The following is a 13,036-nucleotide window of genomic DNA, read 5'->3' as shown; positions in this document are numbered from 1 at the left end:
GCCTTGGGGAGGGAGGTGTATCCGGCAGCACAGCTCCTGCAGGCATAATAGCCCCTGAAGGTCTTGCACCGATAGGCATGGGTGCAACAAGTCCAACAACAGAGGCAGTTCCATCAGGTCTTGGGGAGGGAGGTGTATCCGGCGGCACAGCTCCTGCAGGTATAATAGCCCCTGAAGGTCTTGCACCGATAGGCATGGGTGCAACAAGTCCAACAACAGAGGCGGTTCCATCAGGTCTTGGGGAGGGAGGTGTATCCGGCAGCACAGCTCCTGCAGGCACAATAGCCCCTGAAGGTCTTGCACCGATAGGCATGGGGGCAACAAGTCCAACAACAGAACAAGCCCCATCTATTGTAGCTGCACCTACAATAACAACTGAACAAGAACAGCCAATAGCGGTTGAAACAGCTACGCAGCAGCCTTTAACTATAACTCCGCAGGCTCCTGCTCCATCCGCAGCAATTATAATACCGTCAAAAAAACGAATTTCGAATAAAAAAGAAGAGATAGCTAAAAAGGAAAACACTAAAGAAGAAATAGCAATGTTAACACCAGCAGCGCCCATTAGCTCGGAGGGGACAAGTGTCAGGATAAAAAATGATGTTATTGTACCACCAGTTCCTCTTATATTTAAAAGCAATGAAGCTGTATTGCCGAAAAATGCAGAAAACGGGCTTAAAGCAGTAGCTAATTATATGCTGGAACATAAACATGTTACATTGATCATACAAGGTTATAGTGATTTGAACGGCTCTGAATCGTACAATAAAGAATTGTCTTATTACAGGACTATATGGGTAAAAATGGCTCTTGAGAGGAATGGTATTTCATCAAAAAGGCTGCTAATAAGACCTATGGGAGCAACATCAAAATTCGGTCATACAAAGTATACTTACGCACAGAATAGAAAAGTTCTATTACTTATAAAAAGGTAAGCGTTGTTTTTTGAAAAGTCGGTACAGTGATTTTACCATGGATAAGGGTTTAGAAAGTTGTGGATATAATTGTATTACTATGATTCTATGGTTAAACAACGCATCACGTGGTTAAGCATATAAAAAATAAGAGATGCTATGATGTTTCTTTGAGTATTGGTGCAGGAAATAACTCCGGCGGTATGGACCTTTATCATAAACTTATGCCGGGTGATATACTTCTTACCCAGACTTCTGGTTTTGTATACTCGCTATGGAGAAAGCTTTCCTGCACCATGTATGATCACTCTGCTGTTGTACTGGAAAATAATGATACCATTAATGTCGTATACCCTATAACTAAAAAACTTCCGGTTTCTCATTTCTTTAGGTTTGATAGAACGCCATTTGTTTTAAGACCCGTATGGAGGAGTGAAAAACAGACTTTAGACTTCATACATTCTATGAAACAACTCGAAGGTACACCTTATAACTCTCTAAGGGGCATATTTAATATAACAAATATGGTTATTTATCATAGGTTGGGTTTAAAAATTCCCTTAAAAGTGCCTCAGATAACCTCAAGGAAGTGGGTATGCACTGATGTGATCCTCATATATCTTAAGAATGTTGTACCTGAATTTGAAAAAATTAGTGAATTGGATCTGGACATTTTTAGGTTTGGGTTTACATCACCCAATGATTTTATAAAGATAGCCTATTATATGCCGGACCTCCTGAAAAAAATTGAGTAATGTGCTATTGCATTTTGGGTTAATTAAGTTTTAGACAAGAGATACACCTTATTATTACCTCATGATTCAGAAGTTTAGAATAGTGCATGTCTGGTTTATTCTGATCATCACCTGTAATATGTACCTCTTGCGTGTCTCCGGTGATTTCAATATAATAGTCAACTATATAATGATCTTTAAAATGTATTGTTGGATTAACAGCCCTGCCACAAATTGAACAATAAAGATCCGGCATGTTTACATCTATGTAAGAATCTTGGGAGTATTAATCTTTATAGATTTTAGTTCCTCGGCAGTTTTTAAATACATTGTACCCGGTGCATTACATGATGGACACTTTGCACTCCATGTAAAGTTTTCATATCCGCACATAGAACATACATAGGGGAAATTTATATGGTTCTCCTTACTATGCAGCATCATTAATTTCTTAAATGCAGATTCATAATCCCCTTTTTTGGACATCAATTCTGCCATCATGATTTCCGTAGATGGTATGTGTATCCATTTGTTGTCAAGGTATGCAAGCTGTTCATTTGCTTCATCTACCATTTCAAGCCTCAAAACCAGTTTCAAAAAGAGTATTCGTGCAAGGTTATCCTCCGGCTCCTCTGATAGTATCTTTCTGTATATCCTTAAGATTTCATAGGGGTTATCATGCTTCAAAAAAACGTCTTCCATCTTAATAAGAAAGATTACATCATGAGTTTCGGAGTATCCGCTCTTCCATTCATCTATAGCTTTTTCTAAATCATTTTTGGTATTTATATATATATCACCGATTGAGACATAAGCAGGTGAGAACAGGGTGTTTAGTCTTTTCACATCTCCGAGTTTTTTTATTGCAAGATCTGCATCGCCGTTTTTATATATCATCATTGCATAATCATATTTAAGTTCCCCGAGTTTTATTCTCTCTCCTGTATATGCATCTGTACCTTTCATAAGCCTCATTATGATTTTCTGTGTTCTATAGCTTTCTTCTACCTTAGCAGAGGCAATGTATGCGTTCCTGAGCATAGATAAGAATCTCGTATTATCCTCATCTATGCTAACGAGTTTTTTTGCGGTATCTATCATGCTTGTTGTATCATTTAAAACCGTATACAAATTATACAGGCTATTCAGGAGTTGAATATTCTCCGGATCCTGATATTTTACCTTTAATAACAGCTTTAAAGCGTTCTGATTATCTTTTGAAAGCGTGTATGCCTCTGAAAGCTTTATATGGGCTGTTATGTTGGCAGGGCTCTTTGAGATTGCATCCATATAAAATGACTTAGCCCTTTCTATGCTGCCTCGTAATATCTCAACATTGCCTTTCTCTACAAGCGATGCACTTATGCTTTCTTTATTTATCTGTCCCTTATGCTGCCATTCCCTGTAGAGCCTGCCAGCTTCCCTGACGAGACTTACGGCTGCCATAAAAAACATGCCAAGAATAAACGATGCTATGACAATAGCAGAGGCTGTAGTATTAATTGATGTGTTTTTTGAGAGAAAAAGTACTATCTCTTTTGAATTAAATAAAGATAGATACCCGAACAAAAAAAGTATTACAACTAACAAAAAAATCATCGCTTGATACATGCTGTCTCCTATTTAATATATGGTAATCTATTTATAATAGCAAAAGCCCTGTAGGTCTGCTCTACAATCATTATCAGAGCAAGCTCATGCGGCAATGTCATTTTTGATAATGATAAAAGTCTATCCGCTTTTTGCTTTACACCGTTATCAATGCCTATTGGTCCGCCAATGATCATATTTAAAGTCTTTGTGCCTGTCATTATATGCTTATTAATAAAATTTGCAAACACGTCAGAATCCATCATCTCACCATGGCTATCAAAAACTATATTATATCCAAAACCCATAATATCCGTGATCCTTTTTGATTCTTTTAAAAGTACTACCTTAGAATTTTGTTTTGTTACCGGTTCAGGTTTTACATGCAAAAGCCTGAGCTCAGTATATGGTTTTATCCTATTTGTATATTTATTTAGGAGCTCTTTTATACTCGCGTCCTTTGGAAGCCCTACCGGCACAATATTTATAAGCATTATTATTCTACGGCTGCCCGTTCCGTGTCTGACCAGAGGCTTTCGAGATCGTAAAACCGCCTTATAGGCTCAAGAAAGATATGAAGAACAACATCATTATAATCCATTACTATCCATCTTCCGTATCGTACTCCTTCGATCCCGATAGGTTTTATGCCATTCTTGGCAAGTTCATCCCTCACATGCTCTGAGATAGCAATAGCCTGTCTCTCCGATTGTGCTGAACAAATGATAAAATAGTCTGCAATAGCGAGATGAGCATGCATATCAATTATGATAATGTCTAATGCCAGTTTATCTCTTAAAAGCTTGTTTATGTGTTTTATAAAATCTCTGGAAGCGGAGTTAATGATACAAATTCTCCTTCTTTATATAATCGATTACAAGCTCAGGGGTAAGATAATTGATTGATTGGTTTTTCTGCACAAGTTCTCTGATTCTACTTGAAGAAATATCAAGTATGGGTATTTGCAATAAGTAAACTTTTCTACCTCCTTTATGCATTAGAACTCTTTCACTTTCTTTATACCAGAACTCATCTTTTAAATCAACGGGTACAAGTTCAGCCGGAAGCCTTTCTTTATTATGCCTTGTTACAACAATGATATTACATAGTGAAAATAGTAAAGATGGGGAATGCCATGTATTGATGTTGCTGAAATCGTCTTCGCCCATTATAAAATAAAACTCCGCATCAGATCTATATAATTTTATAAGAGCCTGCATTGTTCTATAGGTATATGAAGGAACAGGCAGTTTTTCTTCTATATTTTCAAGTACAAAAAAAGGGTTGCCCATAATTGCAAGAGCTGTCATTGATTTTCTATGGTTGTATGATAATGCTGCTGTCTGCTTATGCGGTGGTTCATAAGTAGGGATAAAGAGTATTTTTGACAATGAGAACCTTGCCCTGATCTCTTCTGCGGTTCTCAGATGCCCAAAATGGACAGGATTAAAACTTCCTCCGAATGCACCTATGCGTTCTACCAATTTTACTCCCTTATCTGACCATTCCCAAGTATGACAAACTTTTGAGATGTGAGTTCTTCTAATCCCATTGGACCAAACGCATGTATCTTTGATGTAGATATCCCTATCTCAGCGCCAAGACCAAGCTGGAATCCATCGCTGAATCTTGTTGATGCGTTTACAAATACCGTAGAAGAATCAACCTCTCTTAAAAATCTCGTGGAACTGTTCAAATTATTCGTAATTATGGAATCCGTATGATGTGAGCCATAATGATTAATGTGTGCTATTGCCTGATCCAGAGAATCCACAACCTTTACAGAAAGGATCAGATCAAGGTACTCGGTATGCCAATCTTCTTCTGCAGCGGCATTGATGTCTTTTATGATTTCCCTTGTTCTCTCACATCCTCTAATCTCAACCTGTGCTTTTTTATACATATTGATCATGCCGGGCAGGAATACCCGCGCTGCATCTTTATGAACAAGAAGTGTTTCCATTGCATTACAAACGCCAGGCCTTTGCACCTTTGCATTAAAACAGATCGATTTAGCCATATCGATATCCGCACTTTGATCAACGAAAACATGACATATACCTTTATAGTGTTTTAGAACTGGGATGCGTGAATGCTCTGCAACGGACCTTATCAATGACTCACCGCCCCTGGGGATAACAAGATCGATGAAATCTTCTTGTACAAGAAATTCATACAATACATCTCTGTCTGCTGTATCAATAAATTGGATAGCATCTCCAGGCAAGCCTGAATCATTCAATGCTGATGTAAGTATTTTAACTATTGCTCTATTTGTATGAATCGCTTCAGAACCGCCTTTCAGGATAACGGTATTCCCTGATTTAATGCATAATGCCGATGCATCTGCGGTAACATTCGGTCTTGACTCATAAATCATCAGTATAACGCCGAGGGGAATCCGCATTTTTCCTACGAAAAGTCCATTAGGCCTGGTCCATGACTTTGTTATCTCACCTATGGGGTCTTTCAGCGCTTTAACTTCGAGTATGCCGTCTGCCATCGCTTTTATTGTCTTTTCCGTTATCGTCAATCTATCTACAAAGGCACCCGGTAACCCTTGTTCTTTTGCATTTTTTAAATCTTCTACGTTCCCTTCAAATATAAAGGCTTTGTATTTAATTAATCCTTCGGACATAAGTTCAAGCGCTTTATCCTTTTTTGATGTACCGGTAGTGCTTAGTTCTAATGCAGCCTGCCGTGCCTGTTTTGAGGTATTTAAAACGTCTTCTTTGTTCATATAATTTACTCCTCTATGATAACAAGATTATCACGGTGTATAATCTCATCGCCCTTTTTATAGCCGAGTGAGCTATTGATCTGCAACGATTTCTTCCCTTTTATCTTTTCAATATCTGTTACCGAGTAGTTTGTTATGCCTTTCCCGATTTGATTGGCTCCGGTATCCATTATACTAACGACCTCGCCCTGTTTAAATGCCCCGGATACGGAAACGATCCCGGCGGCAAGAAGACTTTTCTTTTTTAATACAGCAGAGACAGCACCGTTATCTATAACAATTGAACCTGATGATTTCATAAGGAGACTGATCCATTTTCTTTTCGCTTCAATCTTTTTGGATGACGGTAAAACGGTCGTTCCCAATTTTTCACCATTCATCAGCCTTGTGATAATATTCTTGACTCTTCCATCCGCTATGGTTGTGTATATCCCAAGCCTTGAGAGCAATCTTGCAGCTTCTATTTTTGTTTTTATTCCACCAACGCCGTATTTACTTTTACCCTCATCGGTAATGTGATATTGACCGATATCCATGATTTCTTTAACAGGCTTTGCATCTTTATACCTGTTTGGATCCCTATCATAGATTGCATCTATATTACTAAGTATTATAAGCCTTTCTGCATTCACCATCACACTAACCATTGCAGAAAGCGTATCATTATCCCCAACCTTTATTTCATCAACAGCGATTGCATCGTTTTCATTAATGATAGGGATAAATCCATGCTTAAGCATAAGCTCAATAGAGCGTCTTGCATTCAAATACCTTGTTCTGTCGAGGAAATCTTCGTGTGTTAACAGGATCTGGGACACAATCTTATTGTGGGGTTTGAAATTTGTCATATACGTATGAATCAACATAGGCTGACCAATACTTGAAAGCACCTGTTTTTCAGGCAGGCTTAATGATTTTAATTTATTCCCGGCAATAGCCCTGCCGTAAGCAATTGCACCGGAAGACACCAGCACAACCATGTATCCTTCATCTATGATGTGAGATACATCATTACAAATTTCTTTGAATCTATTATGATCGGGGCTCCCATTATCCACCGTTAATACAGAGCTGCCTATTTTTATTACAATGTTTTCCATAAATCTAATTTTTGTAGATCCTTTGTACGATCTCATTTAAAACCGTATCAATGCCTTCTCCAGTGAGGCATGATATTGGATATAGTACAATATTTATATCCACGAATAATTTAACGTACTGCATGAGGATTGCCTTTACCCCAGGTATATCTATTTTATTAATCACAACAATTTGTTCTCTCTCTTTAAGCAGGGCATTATAGTTGTTAAGCTCTTCATTTATTACCTTGAAATCATTGTATGGATCGTCTCTCGTCCCATCGATTATGTGAACAAGTAATTTTGTCCTCTCTATGTGCTTTAAAAATTGATCACCCATGCCTTTGCCGGTATGCGCGCCTTCTATCAATCCGGGAATGTCGGCTATTGTAAAACTCTTATCGCTTTTATAGAAAACAACCCCGAGTACGGGATTTATAGTTGTAAACGGATAATCTGCAACTTTTGGGCTTGCCTTTGATACCTTTTTTAGGAAACTTGACTTGCCTGCATTGGGTAATCCTACCAGCCCAACATCGGCAAGCAGTTTCAGTTCTAATCTTATGCGTTTTTCTTCACCATGTTTTCCATGCTCAAATTCAAGCGGCTGTTGATGGGTTGGACTAACAAATCTGGTATTTCCCTTACCGCCTTTACCTCCCCATGCAATGACAATCCGCTGCTGCGGTTTTGTAAGATCTCCTATGAGCTCTCCAGTCGCCGTATCATAGATCTCCGTACCAACCGGAACTTCAATGATAAGATCAGCCCCATTCTTACCATGCATATTTTTGCCTTTACCGTGCCCGCCATTCTTTGCGTGATAATGACTGATGAACCTAAAATCGATAAGCGTAAACATACGTAAAGAACTTTGTATTATAACATGTCCGCCATCTCCTCCATCTCCGCCATCAGGCCCGCCTTTTGGAACATACTTTTCCCGCCTGAAGCCCACACATCCATTGCCCCCATTACCTGCTTTAACAAATATTTCTGCAGTATCGATAAATTTCATATTTTATATGATTGATACACTTGTTCAGCATTATAGTAAAGGATAAAAAGAGATTGTATCGCATATTTACGATTTAATCCTTTTTTTTGATCTATAAGAAGCAAACGCCACAATATAAAAAAACACTTGACAATCTCATACAATGACGCATATTAATCGTATTAAGGAGGAAAATATGGATAAAGTAAAAATTATCTTTACAGTGCTTTTGGGTATATCTATCGCATTTATGGGTTGTTCAAAAACATCCAGCACGCATCCGGCTAACCAAACCAACAATAGTAACAATGATACTACTACGGACAATCATATTGTGATAGCAGGGATTCAACCCGCTAATGCTTATGCAAATGCTATTATAACTATTACAGGAACAGGGTTTGGCCCCGGATCCGATACAGTTATGTTTGATAATACAATCGCTTCTATACAATCATGGTCGGATACATCCATCAGCGCTGTGGTGCCTGATATGACAGCAGGGATTACAAAGGTATCAATCTCTGCTTTGGGCCATACCTCGAATAGTGTGGATTTTACAGTACTGCCTTTTATAAGCGGTACAAGCAAGAGTGACTGTGTTCTTAATGATATAATTACCATACAGGGGACAGGGTTTGGTGATACGCAAGGCAGCGGGATAATAAGCTATGCCGGAACAAACCTGCCTGTTAGTTCATGGTCTGCTCATCAGATTAATGCTGTTATTGGTAATATCTCTCATGTTTCTACCGGGCAGGCCAATGTATTTATTAATAACGCAGCAAGTAACGGCGTAACCTTAACAGTACATCCATCTATAAATAGTTTAACCCCTGATACATTAGAAAGGGGTGATGTTGTAACGATAAATGGTAATTTATTCGGGTCTACACAAGGAACAAGCACTATTACATTATCAGGGATAACCGCGGCTGCTTTAAGCTGGTCTGATACGGTTATAAAGACGGTTGTGCATGACAGAGCAATAAAAGGTGATGCGGTTGTTAGTGTTAGTAATATTTTATCTGCAGGCTACGGATTTACTGTAACAAAGGCATTTTACTCCATAAATCAGCCAACAGGGCTTGCAATGGACAAAAATGAGAATATATATGTTGCGAATTACACGGATGGTACAATCATACAAGTACTGCCTGGAGGGATTACCCAGACGACCATTTATAAAGGTCTGAGCAAGCCGATGGGTTTGTATTATAACTCACCATCAATCCTTTATGTCGCGTGTGAAGGCGATGGAACAATACAAAAGATAACTCTTGGTGCAACAGTAACTGCATATACATACGCCTCAGGTTTTAGTCAGCCTACTGGTATTACTTATGATAATGCAGGCAATATGTATGTGGCAAATTATGGCAGCGGTATCATATCGAAGATAGATCTAAATGGAACAATTTCTGTATTCTCCATAGGTGTATCCCATCCTTATGGGCTCTCTTTTGTATACCCGTATCTATATGTGACGGATCCTCTGACCGATAAGATATATAAAATTGACAATACTGGATATGCGATTCCATATCTCAATATACAATCGCCTTATGGAATTGTATCTAACGGGAATGCTGAAATTATCTTTGCTGTTGACACCGCTTTAAGTGATGGGTTATTCGTGCAAAGGGTAAACACAACTTATGAGCATCCTTATGTAACTGGAGACGCTTTCGGGATAATCCATGCAAGGGCAATTGCTATATCTAATAACAGCATCTATGTATCAAGCATGAACAATAATAATATCTATAAGGTTTCACCTCAATTCACGCCTGTTTTGAAAGGCAGTAATGCTTCTTTATATCTTTATAGCTGTGATTGGGGAGTCGCACCCTCCATTAATCTTTACCAATTAAATGATTTATTTTCTCCTGAAAATGGTGTCCTTTCCCAGTTGTATGCATGGGATTATGCTTGCTATCCCAACAGCTATTATGGAGGTGAACTTATAACTTCTAATGCAGTAACTGATTTTGCTTTTCAACCTTTTCAAATGGCATTTGATATTACAGGCAATACATATATTACAAGATGGGATAATGCCCCTCAGATATATAAAAAGGCAAACAGTGGCATTATTATTACTTTTGCAACATTATCATGCAATGGCAGTGGATATACCTGTGCACCTGGCGGGATTGTATATGATAATACAAATAAAGAACTTTATGTGAATTCTGTTACAAGCTCAACAATCGGGGTCATAGGAGATATTTATAGATTAACAACTGATATAAATGACAATGGTGTTTTGACATCTCTTGCCCATAATGCAGGAATTGCGGGCAAGATTACTATATGCACTGATCACAGGCTCTATGGACTTAACAGTATAATAGGCACATCTATAAATTGGTATGACCTGTCTAACAATGCAGCTGGTTTTTATGTGGCTGGGTTTAATAATGTTTTTGATCTGAAATGTGATTCAAATGGTACTATATACGCTCTTGATATTGGGACTCATACACTCTATGCTGTTCCTCAATATAATATTAAACAACCCATTGCATCGTCAGTAACAGGCTCTGTTGTAGGAATAAGCCCTGCAGGAGTCATTTATCTCGGACACACATGGTGGACTTGCAGTAATGCATGTTCAGCAGGCTATGACATCTACAGAATTGAACAGCAGGTTTCTGAATATACACATCAATTTATAAGCGACCCACGCGGTTTAGCAAGAAGTCCATCCGGGAATATATATTTTGCTGATGCTACGAATAATGCGATCTACCGGGTAGATGATACTACAAACTCTATCAGCCTGTTTGCAACCAACATCACGTCTCCTACATGGTTTGTGTTTGATAATTCAGTGAATATTTTCCTTTCCGATCTTTCTAACGGTAGAATATTAAAATACGCAAATAATAATTTGACTACCTTTGCTTCAGGCTTTAGTGGACCAACAGGCATTGTCTTTGATCCATTAAATTATCTTTTCTATGTGGCGAATTATTTTAATAATACAGTGTCAACTGTTACTGCTTCAGGATTGGTCTCTACCTTTGCTTTAGGGCTATCCGGTCCTATGGGTTTATCATTTATATCACCTGGCAATATCTATGCATCAAACAGTACGTACGGCAAAATTGCAAAGGTAGTCCAGGGCAGTGGGGTAAGTATTCTTGCCTCCGGATTTGGCATGCCAATAGGGATTACACTTGATAATCAATCCATAGTTTATGTTGCAGATCAACTTGCAGGTATGATTTTTACTGTTAGTCCAACAGGCGGTGTTACGCCGTTTGCACATGTTAACAGCCCTTATGGTATTGCGTTTGATGGGCAAGGGAATTTATTTGTATCAAACAACCGGGATAAGCAGATAAAAAAGCTTATACTACATTAAAAAAATGATCGGCAGGCTTGATATGTATTCAGGAAAAGTTAAACGTATAACACGTATGGTAATACCACTTATGTGGTCTATAATTGCCATATCTTGTGCAGCGAAAGATTATGGCTCAATATCGATCCATACAACCTACATCCCCCCTAAAAATACTTCTGTCCTTTATACAGCAAGCCTGCCTAAAAATGCATATAAAGTAGCAATCACAATTACAAGCACTGATTTTGGTCCTATTATAGAAGAGGTAATGGTTGCATCCAATCCATCTGGGACGACGATTGATAACATACCGGCAGGCGTGGACAGGTATATAATCATTGAGGTAAAAGATCCAGCAGGCAATATTATTGCTAGAGGAAGAACTACAAATGTAAGAATTGAAAGCAACGTCATAACAAGTGTAAATATACTTATAACCAACACAAATGTTTTTACCGAATTGCCTTCCAGGATAATACCGAGGGCATTTGCGGTCTCTGTCCCTATGCCTGATGGAACTCTTTTGATTTCAGGAGGTATAGCAGGTACACCTGGCTCCTGTGGTATCAACTGCATACGGGTAACAGCAACCGGTCTTACGGAAATATATGATCCTGAAACAGGCATATTTGAGCAGGGTCCACCGATGCTGCATCCAAGAGTATTCTTTACAGCGAATATGCTTACCGATGGCAATGTTGTAATAACGGGTGGGGCAGACTACATAAATATAGTTTGTGACAAAGCGGTATGCTCGATATCGATACCAACAAGCGGGTTAGAGGATTCAATCGAGGTTTATGATCCGAAAACCAAAAATTTTTATTTATCTCATAACCTCACCATGCCAAGGGCAGGACATTCGGCAAATATTTTAACAGACGATAATATACTCATTTCAGGGGGCATAAGTATAAACGGACCGACAAATACTGCTGAGCTGATTAATGCAAAATCAAATACCGTAAATTATTATACGATGACAACAGAAAGAGTATTCCATGCGGGTGTTACATATCCGGTTAATGCTGAGCAAAGCAGTATCTTTGTTTACGGCGGAAATAGCTCCGGAAGCACAATCGAAACCTTTAATTTACAATCAGGCTTTACAATCAATCCGGGTCTTGCCTCTACAATTACATCGTTTTTACCAGCCTCTTTATTTATATCTGTTACGGGTAAAGCCATTTTCAACGGTGGCTTTGATACATCATGGCATACAACAAATCAATTGATCATTATTGATACTACACTTAATTCTATTTCTTCTTTTAATACCATGCCAATACCAAAGGCATTATTTTCCGACATCTTGCTTGGGGACGGGAATATGCTCATAGCAGGGGGGGTAACAACCTCTACGTTAGTTCCCACAGCCTGCGCCGATGTTTTTAGCCCTGTCAAAGTATCATTTCTAAAAGAGGTTATTATGAATAAAGCGAGGGCAGGTTATTCCGCACAGTCCCTGCCCGATGGCTCTGCATTGATTGCCGGCGGGTTTTCTGCACTGGACATGAGTGCAGGAAACATTTCCTTTGTTGATACTGCCGAGATTTATAACCCATAAGCAATAGTAACAGCACAGTTAAACAAACATCATATCTCAGTGCATTTTGTTACCGGGAAT

General features: G+C 38.6%; 11 protein-coding genes. 4 read left to right on the top strand and 7 right to left on the bottom strand.

Features of this window, described 5'->3' with window-relative positions; translation table 11 throughout:
- On the top strand, positions 1–935 hold a 935-nt coding region (locus tag M1381_05235), incomplete at its 5' end, for an OmpA family protein (GenBank protein ID MCL4478490.1).
- Between the two features lie 107 nt (positions 936–1,042).
- Positions 1,043–1,669: a hypothetical protein gene (locus tag M1381_05230; GenBank protein MCL4478489.1), complete on the top strand. Its 627-nt coding sequence runs from the start codon at positions 1,043–1,045 to the stop codon at positions 1,667–1,669.
- A 243-nt stretch (positions 1,670–1,912) separates the two neighbouring features.
- Here M1381_05230 and M1381_05225 read toward each other — a convergent pair whose 3' ends face one another.
- The 7 genes from M1381_05225 to obgE all read right to left on the bottom strand — a co-directional run bounded on the left by M1381_05225 (position 1,913) and on the right by obgE (position 8,075).
- Positions 1,913–3,259, bottom strand: coding sequence for a hypothetical protein (locus M1381_05225; protein MCL4478488.1), 1,347 nt, complete (start codon positions 3,257–3,259; stop codon positions 1,913–1,915).
- Positions 3,260–3,267: 8 nt separating this feature from the next.
- Positions 3,268–3,732 carry a 23S rRNA (pseudouridine(1915)-N(3))-methyltransferase RlmH gene (locus tag M1381_05220; GenBank protein ID MCL4478487.1) on the bottom strand — a complete coding sequence of 155 codons (465 nt, stop codon included), beginning with the start codon at positions 3,730–3,732 and terminating at the stop codon, positions 3,268–3,270.
- 2 nt (positions 3,733–3,734) lie between these two features.
- Positions 3,735–3,998, bottom strand: a complete 264-nt coding sequence (gene rsfS, locus M1381_05215; protein MCL4478486.1) for a ribosome silencing factor — start codon at positions 3,996–3,998, stop codon at positions 3,735–3,737.
- 79 nt (positions 3,999–4,077) lie between these two features.
- Positions 4,078–4,722 carry a nicotinate-nucleotide adenylyltransferase gene (gene nadD, locus M1381_05210; GenBank protein MCL4478485.1) on the bottom strand — a complete coding sequence of 215 codons (645 nt, stop codon included), beginning with the start codon at positions 4,720–4,722 and terminating at the stop codon, positions 4,078–4,080.
- A 2-nt stretch (positions 4,723–4,724) separates the two neighbouring features.
- Complete coding sequence (locus tag M1381_05205) at positions 4,725–5,978, bottom strand: glutamate-5-semialdehyde dehydrogenase (GenBank protein MCL4478484.1); 1,254 nt, start codon at positions 5,976–5,978, stop codon at positions 4,725–4,727.
- A 5-nt stretch (positions 5,979–5,983) separates the two neighbouring features.
- On the bottom strand, positions 5,984–7,114 hold the full coding sequence (proB, locus tag M1381_05200; protein ID MCL4478483.1) for a glutamate 5-kinase: 1,131 nt from the start codon (positions 7,112–7,114) through the stop codon (positions 5,984–5,986).
- Positions 7,083–8,075 carry a GTPase ObgE gene (obgE, locus tag M1381_05195; protein MCL4478482.1) on the bottom strand — a complete coding sequence of 331 codons (993 nt, stop codon included), beginning with the start codon at positions 8,073–8,075 and terminating at the stop codon, positions 7,083–7,085. Before obgE ends, proB begins: the two co-directional genes overlap by 32 nt.
- Before the next feature lie 175 nt (positions 8,076–8,250).
- Here obgE and M1381_05190 point away from each other — a divergent pair, with 175 nt between their 5' ends.
- Positions 8,251–11,427, top strand: coding sequence for an IPT/TIG domain-containing protein (locus M1381_05190; protein ID MCL4478481.1), 3,177 nt, complete (start codon positions 8,251–8,253; stop codon positions 11,425–11,427).
- Between the two features lie 55 nt (positions 11,428–11,482).
- Positions 11,483–12,976, top strand: coding sequence for a kelch repeat-containing protein (locus M1381_05185; GenBank protein ID MCL4478480.1), 1,494 nt, complete (start codon positions 11,483–11,485; stop codon positions 12,974–12,976).
- The last annotated feature ends 60 nt before the right edge of the window (positions 12,977–13,036 follow it).

The sequence above is a fragment of the Deltaproteobacteria bacterium genome (genome assembly GCA_023382265.1).
Taxonomy (GTDB): domain Bacteria; phylum JAMCPX01; class JAMCPX01; order JAMCPX01; family JAMCPX01; genus JAMCPX01.
This window is presented reverse-complemented; position numbering and strand designations above follow the sequence as displayed.

What these genes read in the sequence shown, in the direction of transcription:
- M1381_05185 (MCL4478480.1), top strand. Translation starts at nt 11,483, where the DNA reads ATGGTAATACCACTTATGTGGTCTATAATTGCCATATCTTGTGCAGCG.
- M1381_05190 (MCL4478481.1), top strand. Translation starts at nt 8,251, where the DNA reads ATGGATAAAGTAAAAATTATCTTTACAGTGCTTTTGGGTATATCTATC.
- proB (MCL4478483.1), bottom strand. Translation starts at nt 7,114, where the DNA reads ATGAGATCGTACAAAGGATCTACAAAAATTAGATTTATGGAAAACATT.
- M1381_05205 (MCL4478484.1), bottom strand. Translation starts at nt 5,978, where the DNA reads ATGAACAAAGAAGACGTTTTAAATACCTCAAAACAGGCACGGCAGGCT.
- rsfS (MCL4478486.1), bottom strand. Translation starts at nt 3,998, where the DNA reads ATGCATGCTCATCTCGCTATTGCAGACTATTTTATCATTTGTTCAGCA.
- M1381_05225 (MCL4478488.1), bottom strand. Translation starts at nt 3,259, where the DNA reads ATGTATCAAGCGATGATTTTTTTGTTAGTTGTAATACTTTTTTTGTTC.
- M1381_05220 (MCL4478487.1), bottom strand. Translation starts at nt 3,732, where the DNA reads ATGCTTATAAATATTGTGCCGGTAGGGCTTCCAAAGGACGCGAGTATA.
- obgE (MCL4478482.1), bottom strand. Translation starts at nt 8,075, where the DNA reads ATGAAATTTATCGATACTGCAGAAATATTTGTTAAAGCAGGTAATGGG.